Raw genomic sequence first — 25643 nt, 5'->3', positions numbered from 1 at the left:
TTCTGCTCCGGCAATCCGGGGCACAAGCCGCGAACCGGCGACCAGAAGTGCAAGATCGGCGGGGATTGTGGGGGTGTGGGGCCCGGCGGGCATGCTGGTTCGATGGGTGTGCGCGTGGAACGGGTTGGTGCGGTTACCACGGTGGTGCTCGACCGGGCGGCCGCGCGCAACGCCGTCGACGGGCCTACCGCGCGGGCGCTGGCGGACGCCTTTCGCGCCTTCGACGCCGATCCGGACGCGGCGGTGGCAGTGCTCTGGGGAGCCGGCGGCACGTTCTGCGCCGGCGCCGACCTCAAGGCGATCGGCACGCCGAGCGGCAACCGGGTCGAGCCGGAGGGCGACGGCCCGATGGGGCCGACCCGCATGGCGCTGAGCAAACCGGTGATCGCGGCGATCTCCGGGTACGCGGTGGCCGGCGGCCTGGAGCTGGCGCTCTGGTGCGACCTGCGGGTCGCCGAGTCCGACGCCACGCTCGGAGTGTTCTGCCGACGCTGGGGAGTGCCACTGATCGACGGCGGAACGGTCCGGCTGCCCCGGCTGATCGGTGAGAGCCGCGCCCTGGACCTCATCCTCACCGGGCGGGCGGTGCCCGCCGACGAGGCGTACGCCATGGGGTTGGTCAACCGGGTGGTGCCGCCGGGCCAGGCGCGGGCGGCGGCCGAGGAACTGGCGGCGGCGATCGCCAGGCATCCGCAGACCTGCCTGCGCAACGACCGGGCGGCCGTGCTCGCCGGCGCCGGCCGACCCGAGGCGGAGGCGCTGGCGACCGAGCTGGCGTACGGGATGGATTCGCTTGCCACCGACGCGGCGGCCGGGGCGGCCCGGTTCGCGGCCGGCGAGGGCCGACACGGCGCGATGCCGCCGGGAGGGTGACCCTCCCGGCGGCATCCGGTGCGGGGTGGGTCAGCTGCGGTTGATGGTGAAGGTCGAGGTGGTGTTCCTGATGTCCACCGCGTTGTTGCTCAACCGCAGGTTGTTGAAGGTGACCGACCCGACGGCCGGCCCCTGCCCGGACTCGGGCATCTCGTTGACCCAGATGCCGAAGCCGGACTTCGCGTCGTAGGCGTCACCGCTCTTGCGGGCGCCGCTGATCGAGATGTTGGTGAAGACCGTGTCGGTGACCGGGAACTGCGGCTGCCCACCGACGTAGTTGGTCTGGAACATGATGCCGCTGTAGGTCGGGTCGACGATGTCCACGTCGCTGACCCGGATGCCCTGGAACACCTTCGAGGCGGAGAAGACCCAGATCGCCGGGAAGGTCTGCCCGCCCCAGAAGTGCCCACCGGCCCGCACGATCGAGATGTTCTCGAAACGGGTCGGCGGGCTCGCGCCGAAGCCGTTCATCGGGTAGCCGAAGTCGAGCGAGCTGATGGTGATGCCGGAGTAGACGAGCGTGTCCGCGATGTAGATGTTGCGGAACGTGTTGCCGTAGCCGCCGTAGACGGCCACACCGGCGGCCCGCCAGGTCAGGGTCGAAGACAGGTTCTCGTAGATGTTGTCCCGCATGTCCGCGCCGCCCGCGTCGATCGCCGAGAACAGCGCGAAGCTGTCGTCGCCGGTGGCCCGGGCGTCGTTGTTGCTGACCAGGTTGTTGGTGCTGCCGTTGGTCATGTTGACACCGTCGGCGAACAGGTTGCGGATCCGCGAGTTCTTGATCGTCATGTAGTCGGTGTTGGCGCCCCAGTAGAGGCAGACCTGGTGCTCGGCCCAGATGTTGTCGATCACGATGTTCGACACGTTGGCGAAGTCGAACACCTTGCCCGGCCCGTCGATGCGCGAGGTGTAGTTGCCGAAGTAGGCGAAGTTCGCGAACGACGATCCGGCCGCCGAGTTCTCGGCCCGGAAGCCGATGTCGGTGTTCTCCTGGCCGGAGGGGGCGGTGAACCGGGTGTACCAGGGCCCGGCGCCGGTCACCTTGACCGCCTTGCCGTACACCTGGAACTTCGACGAGGTGGAGTAGGTGCCGGCGGGCAGGTACACCCCGATCAGGTTGCCGGTGGTGTCCATCCGCACCCGGTCCAGGGCGTTCTGCACGTCCTGGTGGGTGAAGCCGGCCGGCGTCGCGTAGCGGGCCGAGTCCGGGTTCGCGATCGGCGAGACCTGCTCGGTGTTGATGAAGTCGATGGCGTAGTTGGTGGTGTTGGCCGCGTCCTTCTGGAGGCGGATCTTGCTGCCGGCCGGGACCGTCGAGTTGAGCATGACGTTGGCTTCGTCGTAGATGTGCCGCGGCCCGCCCGCGCTCGGCGAGTTGCCCGGGCCGGTCTCGTTGCCGTACAGCCAGGCGTAACGGGACGTCAGGTCGATGGCCTTGTGGAACGTGCCGTTGACGTAGATGTTGAGCGTCGAGTTGATGCCCCCGCCGCCCGCCGCGTCCGGGATGGAGAAGCGGGTGACGAGCGTGTTGGTGCTGGCCCGGGTGGTGAACTCGACGTAGCTGCCGGTCGAGTTGAGAGTCACCGCGCGCCGACCGGACGCCTCACCGGCCACGTCGCCGACGGTCCGGTTCGGGCCCACGACCGCCGCGCCGCCGCCGACCACGCCGTCCTCGGCCTCGTACATGTCGTACGGCATGTTGGCGCCGCGCCCGACGAAGAGCGGACGGTCGCTTGTGTTGTTGCCCTGCTTGACAGGCAGTTCGTTGCTGTCGGCGGCGAGCACGACCCGGACGGTGTACTTGCCGTTCGCGGCCGTCCAGGTGCCCAGGTTGACCGGGCCGACGGTGGCCCCGGCGTTGATCACACCGGAGTACGAGCCGGTCAGGGTACGCACCACGGTGCCCGATTCGTTGAGCACGGTGAGCGTGATGCCGTGCGACCCGGAGGCGGACGCCACGCTGCCGGCGTTGCGGATCGACACCGAGAAGCTGACGGTGCTGCCGGCCGACGGGTTGCCCGGCGACCAGGCCACCGCCGAGGCGACCAGGTCACTTGTGGCGACCGGGTTCACCACCAGCGGGCTCGGGTTGGAGTAGCTGTTGTTGGTGTCGTCCTGCTCGACGACGGCGTTTGCCTCGTCGACCTTCGCGCTGAGCGGGTAGCTGCCCGCGTCGCGGGTGCCGATGCTCGCGTTGACAGTGGTCGAGGCGCCGGCCGCCAGGCCGCCGACCGACGCGGTGCCCACCCGGGTGGAGCCCAGGTAGAAGTTGACGTTTGTGGCCCCGGAGGCTGCCGAGCCGGCGTTGCGCACGGTGGCTGAGAGCGTGATGGTGCTCGTCTCCACGGGCGCCGACGGGCTGACCGACATGCCGGTCACGGTGAGGTCCGGGTTCGGCGCGGGGGTGCCGATGACCTGGAACTCGGCCACCTGCCCGGCCGGTGCGCCGGTGTTCGAGGCGATCGAGAGCCGTACGTCGGCCGCGGCGCCGGAGACCGGGATGGTCACCGTGTTGCCGCTGGACGGGTTGAAGGTGTAGTTCGCCGCGCCGACCAGGGTGGTGAAGGTCGACGAGCCCTGGTCCCGGCCCAGCACTGTGATGTTCTGCGTGCGCGTGCCCCAGGAGGAGTCCGGGTTGAGCTTCAGCACGACCTGGCTGAGGCTCGCGTTCGCACCGAGCTGCACGGTGAGCGTGCTCGGGTTGCCGTTGCCCTCCCAGTAGGTGGCCACGTTGTTGTCGTTGGCGTTGGTGGCCACGAACGTGTGCACGTACCCGGAGGCGGTGATCGGCTTGCCGACCGCGAGGTTGGTGCCGGTCGGCGGGGTGCCGGTGCCGGTCCGGGTCACCGTGTTGCTGTTCGACGACTGGTTGCCGGCCGCGTCCTTGGCCCGCACGTAGTACGAGACGGTGGCGCTGTCCGACTGGCTGTCGGTGTACGTCAGCGTCGAGCCGCCGACGCTGCCGCGCAGCCCGCCGTTCGCGTACACGTCGTACCCGGTCACGCCGACGTTGTCGCTGGACGCGGACCAGGCGAGCCGGATCTGGCCGCTGGCCGGCTGGGTGTAGGCCAGGTTGCCGGGGGCGCTGGGGGCCTGGGTGTCGGTGCTGCCGCTGGCGCCGTACACCTCGACCTCGGAGAGCTGGGCGGCCGGCCAGCCGGTGTTGCCGGTGACCTGCACCCGTACGTAGCGGGTGCTGGCCGCGGTGAAGCTGACTGTCGCGGTGTTACCGGTGCCCGGGTCGAACGTGTAGCCGCCGGACGCCTTCAGGGTGGTGAAGGTCGAGCCGTTCGTGGAGCCGAGGATCGACAGCGTCTGCGTACGGGTCTGCCAGTCCGAGGCCGGCGGCAGCTTGAGCACCACCCGGTCCACGTTGACTGTGGCGCCGAGGTCGGCCTGGATCCACTGCGGGAACGCGTTGTTGGCGCTCTCCCAGTAGGTCGAGGCGTTGCCGTCGTTGGCGTTGCTCGCCACGTAGTTCTGGTTGTAGCTGCTGGCGCTCATGGTGGCGGAGAGCCCGGCGAGCAGGGCCGCGCGGGCGGAGCCGGCCGGGGCCGGAGCCGGCTTCGCCGCCGGGGCCGCGCTCGCGGGGGTGAGGGCGGGAACGGCGGCGAGGAGCAGTCCGGCGAGCGCGCCGGCCAGCATCCGTCGACGGACCGGCAGTCGGTCGGCTCGGGGGGCGGGACCGGGCGAGCCGGTACGCGGGGTGCCTCGGGTGGGGCCGTTTCTCGACATGGGTGGCTACACCTCTTTCGGGGGTGGTGTGGGTGCGTTGCCCGGTGACGGGTGCAGGGGTACGCCCGTCGTGCCGCGACAGGTGGGGGACGGTGCGGTGTGGGACGGGTGCGGGCGGGCCCGGTGCCGCGCTGCGCCGGGCGCCCGACCGGTGGCCCCCGCCCGGCTCGGGCGGGGGCCGTCGGCCTAGCTGGAGTAGACCTCGAACTCGCTGAGCTGACCGGCGGGCCAGCCGGTGTTGCCGGTGACGGTCAGCCGCAGGTACCGCTGGCTGGTCGCCGTGAAGGTCACGGTGACCGTGTTGCCGCTGGCCGGGTTGAAGGTGTACCCGGCGGCCGCCTTCAGGGTGGTGAACGACGAGCCGGTGGTGGAGCCGAGCACCGCCAGCGTCTGCGTACGGGTCTGCCACGCCGACGACGGCGGCAGCTTCAGCACGACCCGGGAGACCGATCGGGTTGCGCCGAGGTCCACCGTCAGCGACTGCGGGAAGGCGTTGTTGGCGCTCTCCCAGTAGGTGTTGGCGTTGCCGTCCACCGCGTTGGTCCCGGCGTACACGTCGGAGTGGCTGGTCTCGGTGACCGACCGTCCGGCCGCGAGGTTGCCACTGGGCGGGGGCGTGGTCGGCGGGGCGGTGGTCGGCGGGGCGGTGGTCGGCGGGGCCGTCGTCGGGGGTGCGGTGGTCGGCGGTGCCGTGGTGGCGGTGCCGCCGTACACCTCGATCTCGCTGAGCTGGGCGGCCGACCAGCCGGTGTTGCCGGTGACCGTGACCCGGATGTAGCGGCGGTCACCGGAGGGCAGCCCGATCGAGACGGTGTTGCCGCTGCCCGGGTCGAAGACCCGGCCGGCGGACGACGCCACTGTGGCGTACGACGACCCGTCGGTGGAGCCCAGCACCGACAGGGTCTGGGTACGGCGTTCCCAGCCGGCGGGCAGCTTGAGCACCACCCGGTCGACCGGGCGGGCCGAGCCCAGGTCCACGGTCAGGGACTGCGGGAAGGCGTTGTTGGCGCTCTCCCAGTAGGTGCCCGCGTTGCCGTCCACGGCGTTGCCCGCCGTGTAGTTCTGGTTGGTGCTGGTCGCGCTCGTCGACCGGTTCAGCGCCAGGTTCCCGCCGCTGGGTGGCGGCGTGGTCGGGGGCGCGGTGGTCGGGGGTGCCGTGGTCGGGGGTGCCGTGGTGGGCGGCGCGGTGGTGGGGCCGGTGGTCGGCGGGGTGCTGGGGCCACCACCCCACTGCGGCTCCGGCCACGGCCCGCAGTACGGGGTGGACGTGTACCAGCCCGAGTTGCCGCTGCCCTGGGTGATCTGGAAGCCGCCACCCACGCAGTTGTGCATCGGGTTGCTCTGCGCGATGTTCGTGGCCCGCACGTTGGTGAAGGACACCTGGCTGGGCGCCTGCACCTGGAGCGCGTACGTGCCGGCGCCGTCGATCCGTACGTTGTTCAGATTGATCCCGCTGCTCTGGCCCTCGATCCAGTGCAGCGCGGCGTACGAGCTGTCCAGGATGTCGGTGTCGGTGATGTTGATGGTGGCCTGCTGGATCGCCTCGTTGAGGGCGGAGAACCAGATCGCCCCGACGCCGAAGTTCCAGTTGTAGTCCGAGTTGCCGTTGCGGATCAACGTGTTCCGGGCGATCGTCCAGGTGCCCCGGACCGCGGTGTCGCCCTGCACGCCCGGGTAGCGGTTGGCGACGTGGATGCCACCGCCGTTGGTGAGCGAGTCGGCGGTCACGTTGTCGGAGATCGTGATGTCCCGACCGCCGTAACTGACCAGGTGGTTCGCCAGCAGCGTCACACCGATGGTGTTGTGCGTGAACGAGTTCTTGACGTTCGGCACGCTCTGCGCCCACATCGCCAGGGCGTCGTCGCCGGTGTTGCGCACGAACGTGTTGGTCACCGTCGAGTTGGTGACGCCGGTGTGGAAGTTCACCCCGTCCGCGGTCTGGTCCAGGATCCGGCTGTTGCGGATGGTGAAGTTGTCCATCGGGCCGTCCATCCACGCCCCGACCTTGGTGTTCTCCAACCACAGGTTGTCCACCACCGAGTTGGTCATCGCCCCGCCCAGGGCGTTGACCTGGTCCTCGTCCACCCGCTCGCGGATGTCGCCGATGATGGCGAAGTCCCGCAGCGTGACGTTGCGGCTCGGTCCGCCGGCCTCGTGCGACCGGATCTCACCCGTGTAGCCGCCGCCGGGGACGTACTTGCCGTAGATGCCGGCGGCCCGCTTGCGGTCGGTGGGGTGCCGCCCGCCGAGCACCGAATACCAGGGACCGGCGCCGCGCAGGGTCACCCCGTCGACCACCACGTGGTCCCAGAGGGTGAACGTGCCGGTCGGGATCCAGACAGCCCGGCCCTGGGCCTTACCGGCGTCGACCGCGGCCTGGAACTTCGCTGTGGAGTCCGTCGCGCCGCTCGGGTCGGCGCCGAAGTCGGTGACCACGTCGATGACACCGGAGGGCTTGCTGATCGCCGGGGCCACCAGCTCGAAGTCGGCCAGGTCGATGGTGAACGTCGGCGACTGGGCGGTCGAGGAGACCTGCAAACGGATCTTCGTACCGGCCGGGTAGGTGGTGCCGAACATCGCCCGGGTCTCGTCGTAGAAGTGGTGCGGGTTCGTGTCGCCCGGGTTGTTGTTGAACGGGTATCCGCCGTAGTACCAGCCGTACCGCGACGTCACGGGCACCGACTTCAGCAGGGTGCCGTTGGCCCGCAGGTCGAGGGCGGCGTCCCGACCGGTGCCGGCCGAGCTGTCCGGCAGGCTGTGCCGGAACGTGACCGCGTTGGCCGGTGCGGTGAGCGTGAACTCGACGTACTCGCCGACGGAGTCGAGGGTGACCGCCTCGCGGCCGGACGCCTCCGACGGCAGCGTGCCGTAGCGACGGTCCGGGCCGATCTTCGTGCCGTTGTGCGCGGCCTTCTCCGCCTCCTGCTCGACGAACGGGACTGTCGCGCCACGGCCGGAGATGTCGAAGGGGGACAACCCGGCAGCCGAGGCCGGGGTGGCGGTGCCGGTCACCGCGAGGGCGGTCACCGTGGTGGCGGCGAGCAGGGTGGCGGCGATCGCGGCCAGCCCGACGCGTGCCGGGTGTCGGAGGTGGTGCGGGGTGGCGGTGGTGTGGTTGGCCATGAGCTGCGCTCTCCCTTTCGTCAGGCAGGCCAGGTCCCCCGTTTCGGTGCGGTGTAGCGGTCTCTCCCTCGTTCCTCCTTCGTCGGGCGGGGTGCGCGGTGCGCGGGTGGGTGGTGCCGGCGGCCGGGACGGGACCGCCGGCACCACGTCGGTCGGATCAGGTCAGGGCGGGGGCGTCCGCTCGCGGCCCGTCCACCGCTTCGGGGGTACGCAGCCAGACGGCCGTGTCCGAGGGCAGCAGACCGTCGTCGAGTGGGCCGCTGGCCAGCAGCAACTCCCCGTCGGCGGGCAGCGGCACCGCGGCGTTCGTGAGGTTGACCAGGCAGCGGAATCCACTGCCCCGGCTGAAGGCCAGCACACCGTCCGGGGCGGGCAGCCAGGTCAGCTCACCGTCACCGAGCGCCGCCTCGGCACGCCGGAGGTGGATCGCCGCCCGGTACAGCTCAAGCATCGAGGCCGCGTCGCCGGTCTGCGCCAGCGCGGTCCGGTCCTTCCAGTCGGCCGGCTGCGGCAGCCAGGGCGCCGCCGCGCCGTCCGGGCTGAACCCGAACGGCGGCTCCTCACCGGCCCAGGGCAGCGGCACGCGGCAGCCGTCGCGACCGGGGTCGATCCGGCCGGACCGCTCCCACATCGGGTCCTGACGCAGCGCGTACGGGATGTCCTCGACCTCCCAGAGCCCCAGCTCCTCGCCCTGGTAGACGTAGGCGGCGCCGGGCAGCGACAGCGACAGCAGCGCGGCGGCCCGCGCCCGGCGGGTGCCCAGCTCCAGGTCGGTGGGGATCCCCTCGCGCTTGGCGGCGAAGCTGAACGTGGTGTCCGCCCGGCCGTAGCGGGTGACGTGCCTCGTGACGTCGTGGTTCGAGAGCACCCAGGTGGCCGGCGCGCCGACCGGCGCGTGCGCGCTCAGCGTCCCGTCGATGCTCTCCCGCAGGGCCGCGGCGTCCCACGCGCAGCCAAGGAAGTCGAAGTTGAATGCGGCGTGCAGCTCGTCCGGGCGCAGGTAGTTGGCGAACCGCTGCCGGTCCGGCAACCACACCTCACCGATCAGCGCCCGCTCGCCCGGGTAGGAGTCGGCGACCCGCCGCCAGCCCCGGTAGATGTCGTGCACCCCGTCGAGGTCGTGGAACGGGTGCTGGTGGTCCGGTCGGACCTCCGGCAGCTCTCCGTCCTTCACCAGGAGGCCGGCGGAGTCGATCCGGATGCCGTCCACGCCCCGGTCGAACCAGAACCGCAGGATGTCCTCGAATTCGGCCCGCACCCGGGGGTGTTCCCAGTTGAAGTCGGGCTGCTGGGGGGCGAACAGGTGCAGGTACCAGTCGCCGGGGGTGCCGTCCGGGTTGGTGGTGCGGGTCCAGGTCTCGCCGCCGAACTCGCCGATCCAGTCGGTGGGCCGTTCGTCGCCGTTGGGGCCCCGACCGGGTCGGAACCAGAACAGGTCCCGTTCGGGCGCTCCCGGGCCGCCGGCCAGCGCGGCCTGGAACCACGGGTGCGCGTCGGAGCAGTGGTTGGGCACCACGTCGACGATGGTCCGGATGCCGAGGTCGTGTGCCTCCGCGATCAGCGCCTCGACCTCGGCCAGGGTGCCGAAGACCGGGTCGATGTCGCGGTAGTCGGAGACGTCGTAGCCGGCGTCGGCCATCGGGGACGGGTACCAGGGGCTGAACCAGATCGCGTCGACGCCGAGCGCGGACAGGTGGTTCAGCCGGGACCGGATGCCGGCGATGTCACCGATGCCGTCGCCGTTGCCGTCGGCGAAGCTCCGGGGATACACCTGGTAGATCACGGCTCCACGCCACCACGGACTTCTGTCAGCTGTGGACACGAGCACCTGCTTTCTGCGTCAGTACGTCGGCGGGTTCGCCGGACCTGGTTATGTGTCGGGGCGAACGGTCGTTGTTCGCCGCGCGGTCGTATGCGGTCGTGGGCTATCCCTTGATGCTGCCCGTGGTCAGACCGGACATGATGTTCCGCTGGAAGATCAGGAAGATGATGACAGTCGGGATGGCGGCGATGACCGACGCGGCGATCACCACGTTCATCGGGGTGCCACCCGCGAAGGTGTAGATGCCGACACTCACCGTCCGGGTCTCGGGCGACGGCATGACCAGCTTCGGCCAGAGGAAGTCCTTCCAGACCGCGGTCACCGCGAAGATCGAGACGACGCCGAGGATGGGACGCGACAGCGGCAGGATGATCGACCAGAGCGTGCGCAGCGACGACGCCCCGTCCATGAGGGCGGCGGCCATCAGCTCCTCCGGGATCGAGTCGAAGAACCGCTTCAACAGGAAGATGTTGAACGCGTTCGCGACCATCGGCAGCCAGATCGCGAACGGCGAGTCGAGCAGGTTGATGTGCAGGATCGGCAGGTCGAGCACCGTCACGTACTGCGGCACGATGAGGACCATCGCCGGGATCATCAGCGTCCCCAGCATCAGGCCGAGGATCACGTTGCCGAAGATCGGCCGCAGCTTGGACAGCGAGTACGCGGCGGCGCTGTCGAGGACGAGCTGGAACAGCACCGCCCCGATGGCGTAGTAGAACGTGTTGAACAGCAGCTTGGCGAGGGCCAGGTTGTTCCACGCGTCGATGTAGTTCTGCGGCTGCGGGTCCTTGGGGAACAGCGACGGCGGGGTCTGCGCGATCTCCTGGCCGGACTTGAGCGCGCCGGTGACCATCCAGTAGAGCGGCCCGAGGAAGACGAGCGTGAAGCCCGTGACGACGACGATCAGCAGCGTCCAGTAGATGACCTTGCCGCGCCCCCGGCTGAGCTGAGAGTGGGAGATGAGGGTCCGGGTTCCGGAATCCTGTGCCATTCCTCGCCGTCCTAGTCCTGTTTCGCAGTCAGCCGCACGTACACGGCGGAGAAGCCGGCCAGCACGACGAGCATGATCACGCCCAGCGCGGCGGCGCCGTTGAGGTCGTTCTGGAAGAACCCGTGCTGGTAGATGAGGTACGCCACCGACGTCGCGGAGTCCTCCGCGCCCGCGCCGTTGGCGAGGATCAGCGGCTCGATGAAGAGCTGCATCGTGGCGACGATCTGCAGCATCGCCAGGAGCGCGAGGATCAGCCGGGTCTGCGGGATGGTCACGTGCCGGATCCGCCGCCAGATCCCGGCGCCGTCGAGCTCCGCCGCCTCGTACAGCTCACCGGGGATGTTCTGCAACGACGCCAGGTAGATCAGCACCGCGCCGCCCATGTTCATCCAGGTGGACGCGATCACCATTGCCGGCATCGTCATGTCCGGCGACTGCATCCACTGCGACGTGGGCAGGTGCAGCGCCGTGAGGATCGCGTTGAACAGCCCGGCCTCGCTGGGGTCGTACGCGTAGAACTTGAAGAGGAACAGCGCCGAGGCCGGCGGGAGCATGACCGGCAGGTAGACCAGGACCCGCAGGTAACCCTTGGCGTGGCGGAACTCGTTGAGCAGGATCGCCACGAAGAACGGCACCGCGTACCCGAGCACGAGCGCGAGCACCGTGAAGTAGAGCGTGTTCTTCCAGGCGGGCCAGAAGCTGGGGTCGGCGATGAGACGGGAGTAGTTGTCCCAGCCCACCCAGGTCGTCTCGCCGCGCCTGGTCCGCTGGAAGCTCATGACGATGCCGCGGATCATCGGGTACCAGGAGAAGACCACGAAGCAGAGCACGGCGCCGATCAGGAACGCGTGCCCGGTGAGGTTGTCCCGTACCTTGCGGCCGAGGCTGGTGCGCTGCGGCCCTGTCGCGTACGGCGACATCGGGCGACCCGGTTTCCTGGGGGCCTGGGGGACGGCGGTGATCGCCAAGGCAACTCCTGCGGAAGTCAGTGACGCGGACGGTGCGACGCGGGGTGTGGGGGCCGTCGGGCCGGCCCCCACACCTGCCGGTCACTTCTCGGCGGCCAGGAGCTGGTTGACCTTCTCTTCGGCCGTCTTGAGCAGCGCGTCGATGTTCGCGTTCGGGTTGGTCAGCACCCCGGACATCGCGGCGTCGAGGACGGCGTAGATCGCCTGCGCGTTGCGCGGCTCACCCTTGATCGGCACCGGGGTCGCCTCGAAGATCGCGAAGTTGGTGGTGTCGACGTTCGCGTTCGCCTTGCGCAGTTCGAGTTCCTGCTTCTGCGCCTCGCTGCCGTTGGCGAACAGCAGCGGCTGGGGCAGACCCACCGGGTAGTTCTGCGGCTTGGCCCGGACGTAGTCGAACTGGCCCTTGCCCGGCGTGAGCTTCTGGTACGCGATCCACTTCAGACCGGCCTTGACCTGCTCCGGGGAGAGGTCCTTCTTGAAGAAGTAGCCTTCGCCGCCACCGAGCGTGCCCTTCGCCGGGCCGTCCTGGCCGGGCAGCGGCGCCATCGCCCAGTCCTGGAACTTGCCCTGGAACTGGCTGACGATCGCCTGGGTGGCGTCCGGCGCGCCGATGAACATGCCGACCTTGCCCGCGCCGGCGTTGGTCAGCAGGTCACCCCACTGGAGCAGCTGGCGGGAGCCCATGCTGTTGTCGCCGTACCGCATGTCCTTGATGTTCTGCAGGACCTGCTTGCCCATCGCGTTGTTGAAGTCGGCCTTCTTGCCGTCCGGCGTCAACACCTGGCCACCCTGCGAGTAGAGCAGCGAGGTGAAGTGCCAGCCGCCGGTGTTGCCGGCGCTGTACTCGGAGTAGCCGGCGATGCCGTTGCCGAGGGCCGAGATCTTCTTGGCGGCGGCCCGCACGTCGGCCCAGGTCTTGGGTGGGTTGTTGACGTCGAGCCCGGCCTTCTGGAACAGGACCTTGTTGTAGACCAGGCCCATCGAGTAGTTCTTCACCGGGACGGCGTAGAGCTTGCCGCCGTCGGTGAAGGCCCCCTTGAGCGCCGGGTCGACGCTGTCCCAGGTGGGGATCGTGTCCTTGTTGACGACCCCGGTGATGTCCATCGCCTGACCGGAGTCGAGCACCTGCTGGAGATCGGTCATGTACCCGTAGAACACGTCGGTCACGGTGCCGCCGGCGAGGCGGGCGGTGAAGTCCGGCGGGTTGTTGCACTGCTCGCCGACGCTCACGCTCTTGACGACGATGTCCGGGTTCTGCTTCTGGAACTCGACGACGTCGTCGTTCCAGTTCTTCAACAGCTCTTTCTGGGCGCCGACCGGCTGGCAGTCGACCGTGATGGTGACCTTGCCGCCGGCGGTCGTGCCCTTGTCGTCGCTCTTCGTGGAGCATGCCGTGAGGCTGAACCCCAGGCCGGCCACGAGCGCCAGCGCCGCAGCCCTTCGGTATTGCGGTACGGACATCTGTCCATCCCTTCGGGAACGGGTGTCTCCATGAGATGCGCTGATCTGCGGTGATGCGACCTGACGCCCTGTAGCTGCGCCGGAGCCAGGTGTGAGTGGAGTCACTGTAACGAGGGCGACTCATTTCAGCAAGGTGTCGACGGCGTTTTGAAAAGACACGACATAGTTACGGCAGACACCGACAGTGATGTGATTCGCGCCGGGTTTGACGGCTTTCCGTCCTATCTGGTCCACGGGCGATCCGGCGGTGTCCGCGCGGTGCGGGCAACCGCGAAAAGCTGCGGGCGACCACGAAAAAACGGCCGCCGACCGCAGGAAGCGGTCGACGGCCGGTCGAGGCGGTCGGTCAGTACGGCAGGGGCACGGTCAGCGGCGGGGTGCGGGCGCGGTGGAGCCGCGAACCACCAGCTCCGGCTCGAACAGCAGCTCGTCCTGGAGGACGCCGGCACCCTCGATCTGGGTGACAAGCAGGTCCACCGCGGCCTGCCCCATCGTCTCGATCGGCTGCCGGACGGTGGTCAGTGGCGGGTCTGTGCAGGTCATGAACGCGGAGTCGTCGAAGCCCACCACCGAGATGTCCGCCGGCACCGCGCGACCCAGGCGCCGGGCGGCCCGGATGGTGCCCAGCGCCAGCACGTCGCTGGCGCAGATGATGCCTGTCACGCCGCGCTCGACAAGCTTCGTCGCGGCGACCCGCGCACCCTCCATCGAGAAGCTGGACCGCTCGACGCACTCGGCGTCGGCCTCGCCCCAGCCCGCGACCTGGACCATCGCGTCCAACTTGCGCCGGGACGGCACGTGCCCCTCCGGGCCGAGGACCATCCCGATCCGCTCGTGGCCGAGCGAACGCAGGTGCCCGTACGCCTGCTCCACCGCCACCGCGTCGTCCGTCGAGACCCGGGGAAAGCCCAACTCGTCCACACCGGCGTTGACCAGGACCACGGGAAGGCCCCGGTCGGTCAGCCGCCGGTAGTGGTCGTGCCGGGCGTCGGCGAGCGCGTACGAGCCACCCGCGAAGATCACGCCGGAGACCTGGTGGTCGAGGAGCATCTCCACGTAGTCCATCTCGGACACGCCGCCGATGGTGCGGGCGCAGAGCGCCGGCGTGTAGCCCCGCTGGGCGAGGGTGCCGGTGACCACCTCGGCCAGCGCCGGGAAGATCGGGTTCTGCAACTCGGGCAGCACCAGCCCGACCAGCCGGGCCCGCTCGCCGCGCAGCTTGGTCGGCCGCTCGTAGCCGAGCACGTCAAGCGCGGTCAGCACCGCCGTCCGGGTCGTCTCGGAGACACCGTCCCGACCGTTGAGCACCCGGCTGACGGTGGCCTCGCTGACGCCCGCCTTCTTGGCAACTTCAGTCAACCGCTTGGTCACGGTCGCAATCGTACGTCACCAGAATGAAAGAAATGAACAGCCGGACGGCTAAATCTTGCTGTCCCGCCTGCTGTGGCTTGACGCCGTCCCGCGCGTCAGGACAGGTTGCGCAGCGCGTCCTCGATGGCCCGATGGAAGGTCGGGTACGCGTAGATCATGTGCCGCAGTTGACTCAGCGGCACGGCCGCGTGCACCGCCACCACCAGCGCGGACAGCACCTCACCGCCGGCCGGGCCGACCGACGTCGCGCCGATCAGCACGCCCTGGTCGGCGTCCGCGACGAGCTTGATGAAGCCCTCGTCACCGACCTGGTGGATCCACCCCCGGGTCGAGCTGCCCAGCTTGGTGAACCCGACCTGCACGTTGATGCCGCGCTCGCGAGCCTGCTGCTCGGTGAGGCCGACCGCACCGACCTCCGGATCGGTGAAGGTCACCCGGGGCAGCGCGCGGTAGTCGGCGCGCGGCACGGTGCCGGCCGACCCACTCGACCCGCTTGCGGCAAGCGAGCTGGACGCCCCCATCGCACCGCCGACGACACTTGCGGTCCCGCTGGCGTCGGCCCCCGCCGTCGCCTCCCGGGCGTGGGCCAGCACGTCGGCCACCACGATCCCCGCCTGGTACATGGCGATGTGGGTGAACGCGCCCTGACCGGTCAGGTCACCCACCGCCCAGATGCCGTCGGTGACGTGCAGACGGTCGTCCACCGGCAGGTAACGCTGAGTGGCGTCCACACCTACGGTGTCCAGCCCCAACTCCTCCAGGTGCGCCCGGCGGCCGGTCACCACGAGCAGTCGCTCGGCGGTGAACTGCGCCCCGCCGACGCCGTGCAGCGTGAACCGGTCGCCGTCGTGCGCGACCCGTTCGGCACGTACACCCGTGTGGATCTCGACGCCGTCGGCGCGCAGCGCCGCGGCGGCCACCTCGGACGCCTCCGGCTCCTCGACGGCCAGCACCCGGTCCAGCGCCTCCACCACCGTGACGCGGACGCCGAAGCGCGCGAAGACCTGGGCCAGCTCCAGCCCGATCGCGCCGCCGCCGAGCACCAGCAACGACCCGGGCAGCTGCTCGACCTCGATCGCCTGGTGGTTGGTCCAGTACGGCGTGCCGGCCAGGCCGTCGATCGGCGGCACCGAAGCCCGGGTGCCGGTGCCCAGGACGACGCCGTGCCGGGCCTGGAACACCTGGTCACCGACCCGGACACGCCCCGGACCGTCGAGCCGGCCACTGCCCCGGACGAACCGGCCACCCTTGCCGGTGAACCGCTCGACCGCGACCTTGTCGTCCCAGTTGTCGGTGGCCTCCTCGCGGATCCGCTTCGCCACCGGCGCCCAGTCCGGACGGACCTGCGCCGTGCCCGCGAGCCCGTCGACCCGACGCGCCTCGGCCAGCGCGTTCGCGGCCCTGATCATCATCTTGCTCGGGATGCAGCCCCAGTACGGGCACTCGCCACCGACGAGGTCCCGTTCGATGCCGACGACGCTCAGGCCGGCCTCGGCGAGCCGCCCGGCCACCTCCTCGCCGCCGACCCCGAGCCCCACCACGACCACGTCAACCAGCTCCGGCTCCGCCATCAGAACAGCATCCCCCAGCGGCCTCGCCCCGACCACCGGGGTCCGGAAAAGTCGGCACCGTCACCGCGCCCCACCGCCTACGGTGATCCGATGCACGCACGCTTCGACCCCGTCCGGGACTGCTTCCACGACCTCCTCGCCTCCGGCCGGGAGTCCGGCGCCAGCCTGACCGTCTGGTACGACGGCCGACCGGTCCTCGACCTGGTCGGCGGCTCCCGGACCGCCGACGAGCCGTCCAGCCAGCCGTGGCGGCCGGACACGCTTGCCAACGTCTACTCGGTGGGCAAGCCGGTGGTCGCGCTCTGTCTGCTGCTGCTCGTCGACCGGGGGCGGGTCGACCTCGACTCGCCCGTCGAGCGGTACTGGCCGGAGTTCCGCACCCCGGCCACCGTGCGGCAGGTGTTGTCGCACACCGCCGGGCTACCGGCCTTCCCGGTGCCCCGGCCGGCCACCGCGGTCGCCGACTGGGCGCTGCTCGCCGGCGACCTGGCGGCCGCCGACCCCGAGTGGACGCCGGGGTCGCTGGCCGGAGAGCACGCCTGGACGTACGGGCACCTGGTGGGCGAGCTGGTCCGCCGCGTCGACGGCCGCGGCGTGGGCCGGTTCCTGGCCGACGAGATCGCCGGCCCGTGGCAGCTCGACCTCGCCTACGGGCTGGGCGACGCCGACCAACGCCGCTGCGCGGACCTGCGCTACGGCGACCCGCAGTGGCCGGTCCGGAAGCTCGGCGAGCCCGGCTCGCTGCGGGCACGGGCAATGGGCAACCCGACCGGCGGGCTCGACCTCGCCGTGCTGAACAGCCCGCTCTGGCGGGGCGCCGAGATGCCTGCGGTCAACCTGCACGCCACCGCGGCCGGCCTGAGCCGGCTCTACGCGGGCCTGCTGGCCGGTGGCGTCCTCGACGGCGTACGGCTGTTCAGCCCGGAGTTGGTGGCCGAGGCGACCCGGGTCCAGTACGACGGGACGGACGTGCTGCTGGACCGCCAGGTCCGGTGGACGCTGGGCATGCAGTGGGAGCCCGACGGCAGTTGGGGCATGGGCGGGCTCGGCGGCAGCAGCGCCTGGGCCGACCCGGAGCGCGGCTACACCCTCGGGTACGTCACGGCGCAGCTCGCCGACCACGACCGCGTCGAGGAGCTGGCCGAGGCCCTGCACTCGGTGCTCTGACAATCGTCGGGGTCAGCGCAGCCAGACCGGGTCGGTGCCCGGCACGGAGAGCGGCGGCGGGTAGTCAAGCGTGCGGCGGACGTCCTCGGGCAGCTTCCACGGCTGGTGGATCGCCTTGCCCGGCACCGCCGACAGCTCCGGCACCCAGCGGCGTACGTAGTCGCCGGCCGGGTCGTACCGCTCGGCCTGCCGGACCGGGTTGAACCCCCGGTACGGCTTGGTGTCGTTGCCGGTGCCGGCGACCCACTGCCAGTTGCCGGAGTTGTTTGCCACGTCCCCGTCGAGCAGCCAGCGGAAGAAGACAGCCACCCCGGCCCGCCAGTCCTGACCCAGGTGCTTGGTCAGGTAGCCGGCGGTGATCAGCCGCGCCCGGTTGTGCTGCCAGCCCTGCGCCCGCATCTGCCGCATCCCGGCGTCCACGATCGGCATCCCGGTCCGCCCCTCGGCCCAGGCCGTCAGGGCGTCGTCGTCGTAGCGCCACTGCTCGGTGGCGCCCCGCCGGTAGGCGGCCGTCGAGATCTCCGGGAACGCCGCGGTGACCTGGTAGTAGAAGTCGCGCCAACAGACCTGCCGAACGAAGGGCCCGGACCGGTCGCCGGCCCGGTTGGCCACCGACAGCGGGGACACGCAGCCGAAGCGCAGGTACGGGCTGAGCCGGGAGGTGTCGTCGCCGGCCATGTCGTCGTGCTGGTCGTCGTACCGGCCCAGCTCGGGCAGCCAGTCGGTGAGCCGCTGCCGGGCGATCCGCTCGCCACCGGTAGCCGCGTCCGGTGACTCCCCGGCCGGCGGCGCCGGCACCCGACCCACGCGTACCCCGTCGGGCAGTGCGATCCGGCGGGGCGCGGCCAACTCGTCGCGCCACCGCGCGGCCGCCCACGCCCGGTGGTACGGGCTGAACACCCGGTAGTGGTCGCCTCCGCCCCCGGGGCGCAACGCGCCGGGCTCGACCACGGTCAGCCCCGGAAAGAGCCGCAGGCGCAGCCGGTGCCGCTCGCACTCGGCGCGCAGTCGCCGCTCGCGCCGACGGGCGTGGTTGCTGACGTCGGCGGAGAGCGCCACGGCTGTCGCGCCGACCTCGCCGGCCAGCCGGATCGTCTCGGCCACCGGGTCGCCGCGCCGCACCACCAGGTCACCGCCGCGCTCGCGCAGCGCGTCGCGCAGGTCGGCGAGGGCCTGGTGCAGGAACCGGGTGCGGTTGGCCGACAGACCGGCCAGCGCCGGGTCGAGCACGTACAGCGGCACCACCCGGTCGAACGCCGCGCAGGTGGTGGCCAGCGCCGGGTGGTCGTGCACCCGCAGGTCGCGGGTGAAGAGCACGATCGCGGTGCCCGCCGTCACCGGGCCGCCGGCTGGACCGTCGGCCCGGGGATCGTGACCGGGGTACCCGTCGAGGTGAGCAGAGCGCGGGCGGCCACCGCCATCCGCCGCCGCTGCGGCACCAGGGCCCGGCGGGTGAAGACGTCGTAGTCCTGCGCGGCCACCTCGTCGAGGATGCCGCCGTAGAGCGCGTACGCGGTGCGCATGCACGCCTGCGACGCCGGCGCGAGCATGGTGATGCCGGGCGCGGCGGCGGCGTAGTGCGCCTGGGCCCGGGTCACCTCGTACTCGATCAGCTCGCGCGTCCGGGGCGTACCGCGTCCGCGCGCGCTGGCCTCGGCCAGGTCGTCGCGGGTGACGCCGAACTTCGCCAGGTCCTCGTCGGGGAGGTAGGTGCGACCCCGGTCCAGGTCCTCGGCGACGTCGCGGATGAAGTTGGTGAGCTGGAAGGCGAACCCGAGCTGCCGGGCCGGCTCGCGGGCGGCCGCCGGATCGCTGCTGCCCAGGATCGGCAGCATCATGGTGCCGATGACCGCCGCCGAGCCCTCCATGTAGTCGAGCAGGTGGTCGTAGGTCGCGTACGAGGTGACGGTCAGGTCCATCGCCATGCTCTTCAGAAACGACGCAAAGTCGTCCCGGTCGAGATCGAAGACGGCGATCGTGTGCAACACCGCCGGCAGCAGGGGGTCGTCGACAGGCGTGCCGCGCAGACCGGCCACGAACCTGCTGGCCCAGTCGTCGAGGAGGGCGGCCCGCTCGGCCGGCGGCAGGTCCTCGGTGCGGTCGACGATCTCGTCGGCGTACCGCGTGAATCCGTACAGGGCGTGCACATGTCGTCGTTTCCACGCGGGAAGCAACCGGGTGGCGAGATAGTAGGTACGACCGTGACGTTTGTGCAGCTCACGACACCGGTCATAGGCAGCGGTGAGATCCGTGTCCACCGGCCCTCCTCAATTATCGACGCACCAATCGACGCAACTCGTACCCTAGGGTACGCTCGCCAACATGGCCAACGACGCAGTTGCGGACAACGCGACCCGTGTGGCACCGACGGGCCCGAGCGACAGGGACGATCCGGTCCGCGCCGTCCTGGCCGCGTACACCCAGGACCTGATCACGGCGGTCGACGAGACCCTCTCCACCTTCCTCGCCGCCGAGGTCGACGCACTCACCGAGATCGACGCGGCCATGGGCGGCTTCGCGTCCGCGGCGCGCGAAGCCGTACTGGCCGGCGGCAAGCGGATCCGGTCCACGTTCGCCTACTGGGGCTGGCGCGGAGCGGTCGGCGGCACCGAGCCCCTCCCACCCGTCCTGCCGGCGCTGGCCGCCCTCGAACTGCTGCACACCTTCGCGCTTGTGCACGACGACGTGATGGACGCCTCCACCACCCGCCGCGGCCGGCCCACCGCACACGTCGCGCTCGCCGCGCAGCATGTCGCCGCCGGCCACCGGGGCGACCCCGGCCGGTTCGGCGAGGCGGCCGCCGTGCTCATCGGCGACCTCTGCATGGTCTGGGCCGACAAGCTGCTCGCCCGCGCCACCATCACCCCGGCCCGACTGTTCGAGGTCCGCCGCTGCTACGACCAGATGCGCGTCGAGACCGTCGCCGGGCAGTACCTGGACGTGCTCGGTGAGAACGACCCGACCAACTGGTCGGTCGACCGGGCGCTGCGTGTGGCCCGCTACAAGACCGCCAGCTACACGGTGCAGCGACCGCTGCTCTTCGGGGCGTTCCTGGCCGGGGTCACCGCCGACGCCGCGCTGGTCACCGCGTACACCCGCTATGGCCTGGCCGTCGGCGAGGCCTTCCAGCTCCGCGACGACCTGCTCGGCGTCTACGGCGACCCGGCGGCCACGGGCAAGCCGGCCGGCGACGACCTGCGCACCGGCAAACCGACCACGCTGCTCATGCTGGCGCGGCAACTGGCCACGCCCAGTCAGCTCCGAGCGCTGGAGCAGGCCGACGGCGAGCCGGTCGACCGGCTCGCCGACCTGGTCGCCGAGACCGGCGCGGTGGCCCGGGTGGAGCGGATGATCGCCGAGCGGGTGGGCGACGCCCTGGCCGCGCTGGACAGCGCGCCCGTGGACCGGACGGCGCGTACCGCGCTGACCGGGCTGGCCACCGCCGCCACCAGCCGGCGGGCCTGATGAGCGTTCTTCTCGAGGAGGTGGTCACGTGCGGACGGTGACGGGACGGACGGACCGGGTGGTGGTCGTCGGCGCCGGCCTGGGTGGGCTCGCCTGTGCGCTGCACCTGGCCGGCAGCGGCCGACAGGTGACGGTGCTCGAGCGCGAGCCGGTCCCCGGCGGGCGCGCGGGCCGACTCTCCGTCGACGGGTACGAGTTCGACACCGGCCCGACCGTGCTCACGATGCCCGACCTCATCGCCGAGGCGCTCGGAGCGGTCGGCGAGGAGCTGCACGACTGGCTCGACCTGACGCCGCTCGACCCGGCCTACCGGGCGTACTACCCCGACGGCTCGACCCTCGACGTGCTCACCGACACCACCCGGATGGCGGCCGAGATCTCCCGGGTCTGCGGGCCCCGGGAGGCCGACGGCTACCTGCGCTTCGTCGACTACGCCCGGGAGCTGTGGCGGCTGGAGCGGGCCGACTTCATCGAGCGCAACCTGGACGCGCCCACCGACCTCATCACCGGCAACCTGCTCAAGCTGCTCACCGGCGGGGCCTTCCGCCGCCTCCAAACGAAGATCAACCAGTTCTTCCGGGACCCGCGTACCCAGCGGATCTTCTCCTTCCAGGCGATGTACGCCGGGCTCGCCCCGCACGACGCGCTGGCCATCTACGCGGTCATCGCGTACCTCGACTCGGTGGCCGGGGTCTACTTCCCCCGCGGCGGGATCCACGCGGTCTCCCGGGCGATGGCCGGCGCGGCCGAGAAGCACGGCGTGCAGATCCGGTACGACACGACGGTGACCCAGGTCCAGACCGCGAACGGCCGGGCCACCGGCGTGCTCACCGCCGAGGGCGAGCTGGTGCCGGCGGACGTCGTGGTGCTCAACCCGGACCTGCCGGTCGCCTACCGGGACCTGCTCCCCGCCGCGCCCGCGCGACGCCTCACCTACTCACCCTCCTGCGTCGTCCTGCACGTCGGCTCGCGACAGGGATATGCGAAGATCGCCCACCACAACATCCACTTCGGACGCGCGTGGAAGGGCACCTTCGATGAGGTCATCCGCAGGGGCGAGCTGATGACCGATCCGTCGCTGCTGGTGACCAATCCCAGCCGGACCGACCCGTCGGTGGCCCCACCGGACCGGCACACCTACTACGTGCTCGCGCCCGTGCCCAACCTCCACCGGGCGCCGTTCGAGTGGCGGGGCGACCTGACCAGGCGCTACGGCGACCAGTTGATCAGCACGCTGGAGGAGCGCGGGTACGTCGGCTTCGGCGCCGGGGTCGAGGTGTTGCAGGCGATCACCCCCGCCGAGTGGGCCGAGCAGGGAATGGCCGCGGGCACTCCGTTCGCCGCCGCGCACACCCTCTTCCAGACCGGGCCGTTCCGCCCGTCGAACCTGCACCGCGACCTGTCGAACGTGGTCTTCGTCGGCTCGGGCACCCAACCCGGTGTGGGCGTACCGATGGTGTTGATCTCCGGCAAGCTCGCCGCCGGCCGGATCACCGGAGAAGGCCGATGACCAGCCGCGAGGACCACCTCGTCGAGTTGGTCGACGACGCCGGTCAGGCCCGCGGCGACACCACAGTCGCCGCCGCCCACCAGCCGCCGGGGCAACTGCACCGGGCCTTCTCGGTGCTGCTGATCGACCCGGACGGCCAGGTGCTGCTGCAACGACGGGCCGCGGTCAAGACCCGCTTCCCGCTGCGCTGGGCCAACTCCTGCTGCGGCCACCCACGACCCGGCGAATCGCTCACCGAGGCGGCCAACCGGCGGCTGAAGGAGGAGTTGGGCACCGGCCCGGTCGAGCTGACCGAGGTGGGCGTCTACGTCTACTACGCCGAGGATCCGACCTCCGGCCGGGTCGAGTTCGAGTACGACCACGTGCTGCGCGGCGAGTTCCTGCCCGCCGCCCCGCTGCGACCCGACCCGGACGAGGTGGCCGAGCTGCGCTGGGCCGACCCGGCCGCCCTGGAGGCCGAACTCGACCGCGACCCCCGGTCGTACGCACCCTGGCTGGGCGGGGTGGTGAACCGTCTGCTGCGCCCCTCGGGGGCTTCGTCGGGCGCCCCCGGCTCGACCATGACCCCGTCCGGATCGTCGGCGGATGACGCGGCGGAGCGGTCGGGTGGCCGATGAGGCGCTGAGCGCGGGCGCCGTCGCGCGCCGGCTGGGGGTCGCGGTCACCACGCTGCGCACCTGGCACCAGCGCTACGGGCTCGGGCCCAGCGAGCACGTGCCCGGCCACCACCGCCGCTACACCCCCGCCGATCTGGCCCGCCTCGAAACCATGCGGCGCCTGACCGCCGAGGGCGTGAGCCCCGCCGAGGCTGCCCGGTGGGCACGGCAGGCACCGGACCGCACACCCGTCGACACCATCAGCCGGAGCCGGATCCGTCCGCCCGGCCGCGACGGCGGCGGCGCCATCCCGGTGGGCCGCGCCGGCCCGGCCGCCCGGGGTCTGGCCCGCGCCGCCATGCGCCTGGACGCGGCGGCGATCAACGAAACCATCGCCCACACGATCGCCGCCAGCGGCATCATCGCCACCTGGGAGACCCTGCTGCGCCCCGTGCTCGCCGGCATCGGCGACCGGCACGCCGCCACCGCCGGCCTGATCGAGGTCGAACACCTGGTCTCCCGGTGCGTGTCGGAGGCCTTCGCGGCAGCGAGCCAGGCCAACGCGCCCGCCGGCCCGGCCCGGATCCTGCTCTCCTGCGCCGATGAGGAACAGCACACCCTCCCCCTGGAAGCGTTGGCCGCCGCGCTCGCCGAGGCCGGGGTGAGCTATCGCATGCTGGGTGCCCGGGTGCCGGTGGCCGCCCTCGTCGAGGCGGTCAACCGCACCGGCCCGGCCGCCGTGGTGCTCTGGTCACACACCCGGGCCACGGCCGACCCGACCCAGCTCAGCGCACTGCTCGCGGCACCCCGCCGCCCACTGCTGATCCTCGCCGCCGGCCCCGGCTGGCGGGCCGACACGCTGCCCGCCGGGGTGGTCCGGCCGGTCGACCTGGCCGAGGCCGTCTCACTCGCGGTGGCGGTCCGTGACTCGCTGGACCAGTCGCGGGAGGCGTGACCGGCCTGTCGGTAGCTGGGCCACTTCCACTACCGTCGGGGAGGTCCGCCTGCCCCGACCCCCGGGAGCGAACAGATGCAAGCCCGCGCCGCCCTGGCGTCCGTCCTCGCCGTGGTGCTGGTCTTGTCCGGTTGCGCTCAGCCAGACAGCACCGTCCACGCCGCTGGCGGCCCGCAACCCGTCGAGTCGACCACCCAGAGCACCCCGCCCACCCCGACGCCCAGCCCGAAGCCGAGCCCGACCCACACTAAGGCGCCGAAGCCGCCGCTGCGACCGCTGCCGGCGAAGCTCCCCACCGGGCTGCGGCGCACCACAGGCGTACGCCCCGTGGCGTTGACCTTCGACGACGGGCCCAGCCCGGCCTGGACCCCGAAGGTGCTCGACCAACTGAAGTCGGCCCACGTGACGGCCACCTTCTGCGTCGTCGGCCTCGAAGCCCAGCGACACCCGGAGCTGATCCGACGGATCGTCCGGGAGGGGCATCAGCTCTGCAACCACAGTTGGCGGCACGACCTCGACCTCGCCCGCCGGCCGGAGGCCGACATCAGGGCCGACCTGGTCCGCACCAACAAGGCCATCCAGGCGGCCTCCCCGGGCACACAGGTGTCCTTCTACCGGCAACCCGGCGGCCGGTGGACACCCGAGGTCCTGGCCGTGGCCAAGGATCTCGGCATGCACCCGCTGCACTGGGCCGTCGACCCGCAGGACTGGGACAAGCCGACCGCCGACACGATCGCCAGGCGGGTCCACAACGCCGCACGTCCGGGTTCCATCGTGCTGCTGCACGACGGAGGCGGTGACCGGGGAGCGACGCTCGCCGCCTGCCCGCGCCTGATCGCCGACCTGAAGCACCGCTTCGGCATCACCCGACTTCGCTAGATGGGGGCTCTGACCTGCGGTTATGCGGTTCACAACGGCTCCGGCGATACCGATTTTGTTGACCAGCCAGGCATCACGTATGCTTTCCAAGCCTCCGGCGGGGCCGGATGGGAGCAAGTCCGCTTGAAGTTGCGAATGTGCAATGATGGCGGGGCCGCCCTCATCGTCTAGCGGCCCAGGACGCCGCCCTTTCAAGGCGGTAGCACGGGTTCGAATCCCGTTGGGGGCACGACCGGCGCAAGCCGGAGCAACACAAGCTAGGTCCTGTGGAGCAGTTGGAGTGCTCGCCGCCCTGTCAAGGCGGAGGTCGCGGGTTCAAGTCCCGTCAGGACCGCAGCGCTGACGCCGCGCCTCGCGCGGCGTTCTGCGTATCGGCGCAGGTGACCCTGCCAGCGGTTCATCCGGTTGGCGGGTAGCATGAGCCGAGCAACACGGCCAGGTAGCTCAGTTGGTACGAGCGTCCGACTGAAAATCGGAAGGTCGGCGGTTCGACCCCGCCCCTGGCCACATAGCCTTTCGCCGGGCTACAGGAGCGCCGACCAGCGGAAACGCGGTCGGCGTTCTGCTTTTCCCGCCCGCCCGGCCTGCTCGGCGCCGGCCTGTGATCGTCCAGCCCGTCCTTGATCGACTCGCGTTCGGTGAAATCGGGGTGTCCCGGTCGCTGCGATACCGCGGTTTCACTGAACCCGAGTCGATCATCCGCGTCGGTCGCGCTGGGCGATGGTCATTGGTCGCGGCGGCCCTGTTGACGGTGCTGGGCCATCCCGCCCTGGATCGCCTCCCACACGCTGCGCCCGGCCTGCCGCAGGGTCTCCCCCGCCTGCTCGGCGAGTTGTGCCGCGGTCTGAGCCGCAGCCTGCGCCCCACTCGAAACACCACCGCCCTGGCCACCACCGGCCTGCCCGCCCCGAGCCTGGCCATTGCCACCCTGGTCGCCACCCCGGCCACCACCACCCCGACCGCCATCGCCCTGGCCACCCTCGCCCTGGCTACCGCCACCCTGGCCACCGCCGGCCTGGCCGCTGGCGCCCTGGCCACCCTCGCCCTGGCCACCGCCGGCCTGGCCACCGCCGGCCTGGCCACCGCCGGCCTGGCCACCGCCGGCCTGGCCACCGCCGGCCTGGCCACCGCGGCCTGGCCACCGCCGGCCTGGCCG

Annotated in this window: 18 protein-coding genes and 3 tRNA genes; 11 read left to right on the top strand and 10 right to left on the bottom strand. The window is 71.2% G+C overall.

What is annotated here, in order from left to right; genetic code table 11:
* Nucleotides 1-102 precede the first annotated feature (102 nt).
* A complete protein-coding gene (locus tag MILUP08_RS02265) occupies nt 103-873 on the top strand; it encodes a crotonase/enoyl-CoA hydratase family protein (protein WP_007454388.1) in 771 nt (256 codons plus the stop codon).
* 30 nt (nt 874-903) lie between these two features.
* Here MILUP08_RS02265 and MILUP08_RS02260 read toward each other — a convergent pair whose 3' ends face one another.
* The 8 genes from MILUP08_RS02260 to MILUP08_RS02225 form a co-directional block, all read right to left on the bottom strand.
* Complete coding sequence (locus tag MILUP08_RS02260) at nt 904-4608, bottom strand: discoidin domain-containing protein (RefSeq protein WP_007454386.1); 3705 nt, start codon at nt 4606-4608, stop codon at nt 904-906.
* Between the two features lie 186 nt (nt 4609-4794).
* The gene (locus MILUP08_RS02255; protein ID WP_007454383.1) at nt 4795-7731 is read right to left on the bottom strand and encodes a galactose-binding domain-containing protein; all 2937 of its coding nucleotides are present in this window, start codon (nt 7729-7731) and stop codon (nt 4795-4797) included.
* Between the two features lie 157 nt (nt 7732-7888).
* Nucleotides 7889-9514 carry a glycoside hydrolase family 13 protein gene (locus MILUP08_RS02250; protein WP_007454381.1) on the bottom strand — a complete coding sequence of 542 codons (1626 nt, stop codon included), beginning with the start codon at nt 9512-9514 and terminating at the stop codon, nt 7889-7891.
* A gap of 142 nt (nt 9515-9656) precedes the next feature.
* Entirely contained in the window at nt 9657-10544 is an 888-nt protein-coding gene (locus MILUP08_RS02245) for a carbohydrate ABC transporter permease (protein ID WP_007454379.1), read from the bottom strand.
* Nucleotides 10545-10555: 11 nt separating this feature from the next.
* Nucleotides 10556-11512, bottom strand: coding sequence for a carbohydrate ABC transporter permease (locus tag MILUP08_RS02240; protein WP_007454378.1), 957 nt, complete (start codon nt 11510-11512; stop codon nt 10556-10558).
* 81 nt (nt 11513-11593) lie between these two features.
* Nucleotides 11594-12973, bottom strand: a complete 1380-nt coding sequence (locus tag MILUP08_RS02235; RefSeq protein ID WP_007454376.1) for an ABC transporter substrate-binding protein — start codon at nt 12971-12973, stop codon at nt 11594-11596.
* A 366-nt stretch (nt 12974-13339) separates the two neighbouring features.
* Nucleotides 13340-14344 (bottom strand): LacI family DNA-binding transcriptional regulator, encoded by a 1005-nt coding sequence (locus MILUP08_RS02230; RefSeq protein WP_007454374.1) that lies wholly within the window; start codon nt 14342-14344, stop codon nt 13340-13342.
* Between the two features lie 95 nt (nt 14345-14439).
* Nucleotides 14440-15915: a dihydrolipoyl dehydrogenase family protein gene (locus MILUP08_RS02225; protein ID WP_007454372.1), complete on the bottom strand. Its 1476-nt coding sequence runs from the start codon at nt 15913-15915 to the stop codon at nt 14440-14442.
* A gap of 90 nt (nt 15916-16005) precedes the next feature.
* On the opposite strand from MILUP08_RS02225, the gene MILUP08_RS02220 reads away from it, so the two are divergent.
* Nucleotides 16006-17082 (top strand): serine hydrolase domain-containing protein, encoded by a 1077-nt coding sequence (locus MILUP08_RS02220; RefSeq protein WP_007454370.1) that lies wholly within the window; start codon nt 16006-16008, stop codon nt 17080-17082.
* A gap of 12 nt (nt 17083-17094) precedes the next feature.
* Here MILUP08_RS02220 and MILUP08_RS02215 read toward each other — a convergent pair whose 3' ends face one another.
* Both MILUP08_RS02215 and MILUP08_RS02210 read right to left on the bottom strand, forming a co-directional pair.
* On the bottom strand, nt 17095-18420 hold the full coding sequence (locus MILUP08_RS02215; protein ID WP_007454368.1) for a cryptochrome/photolyase family protein: 1326 nt from the start codon (nt 18418-18420) through the stop codon (nt 17095-17097).
* A complete protein-coding gene (locus tag MILUP08_RS02210; RefSeq protein ID WP_007454366.1) occupies nt 18417-19340 on the bottom strand; it encodes a phytoene/squalene synthase family protein in 924 nt (307 codons plus the stop codon). The genes MILUP08_RS02215 and MILUP08_RS02210 overlap by 4 nt, the downstream gene beginning before the upstream one ends.
* Before the next feature lie 64 nt (nt 19341-19404).
* On the opposite strand from MILUP08_RS02210, the gene MILUP08_RS02205 reads away from it, so the two are divergent.
* The 9 genes from MILUP08_RS02205 to MILUP08_RS02165 form a co-directional block, all read left to right on the top strand.
* Nucleotides 19405-20547, top strand: a complete 1143-nt coding sequence (locus MILUP08_RS02205) for a polyprenyl synthetase family protein (protein ID WP_007454364.1) — start codon at nt 19405-19407, stop codon at nt 20545-20547.
* A 28-nt stretch (nt 20548-20575) separates the two neighbouring features.
* Complete coding sequence (gene crtI, locus MILUP08_RS02200; protein WP_007454362.1) at nt 20576-22057, top strand: phytoene desaturase family protein; 1482 nt, start codon at nt 20576-20578, stop codon at nt 22055-22057.
* Nucleotides 22054-22674, top strand: a complete 621-nt coding sequence (idi, locus tag MILUP08_RS02195) for an isopentenyl-diphosphate Delta-isomerase (protein WP_007454360.1) — start codon at nt 22054-22056, stop codon at nt 22672-22674. The genes crtI and idi overlap by 4 nt, the downstream gene beginning before the upstream one ends.
* Entirely contained in the window at nt 22664-23608 is a 945-nt protein-coding gene (locus MILUP08_RS02190) for a MerR family transcriptional regulator (protein WP_007454358.1), read from the top strand. The genes idi and MILUP08_RS02190 overlap by 11 nt, the downstream gene beginning before the upstream one ends.
* Before the next feature lie 75 nt (nt 23609-23683).
* Nucleotides 23684-24487 carry a polysaccharide deacetylase family protein gene (locus MILUP08_RS02185; protein WP_007454356.1) on the top strand — a complete coding sequence of 268 codons (804 nt, stop codon included), beginning with the start codon at nt 23684-23686 and terminating at the stop codon, nt 24485-24487.
* Nucleotides 24488-24643: 156 nt separating this feature from the next.
* Nucleotides 24644-24716 (top strand) — tRNA-Glu (locus MILUP08_RS02180).
* A 31-nt stretch (nt 24717-24747) separates the two neighbouring features.
* Nucleotides 24748-24821: transfer RNA gene (locus MILUP08_RS02175), tRNA-Asp, on the top strand.
* 99 nt (nt 24822-24920) lie between these two features.
* Nucleotides 24921-24994: transfer RNA gene (locus tag MILUP08_RS02170), tRNA-Phe, on the top strand.
* A 220-nt stretch (nt 24995-25214) separates the two neighbouring features.
* A partial coding sequence (locus tag MILUP08_RS02165; protein ID WP_039905216.1) for a hypothetical protein occupies nt 25215-25643 on the top strand: 429 nt, incomplete at its 3' end.

The sequence above is a fragment of the Micromonospora lupini str. Lupac 08 genome (genome assembly GCF_000297395.2).
Taxonomy (GTDB): Bacteria; Actinomycetota; Actinomycetes; order Mycobacteriales; family Micromonosporaceae; genus Micromonospora; species Micromonospora lupini.
Note: the sequence above shows the minus strand (reverse complement) of the source record. Positions and strands in the feature narration are given on the sequence as shown.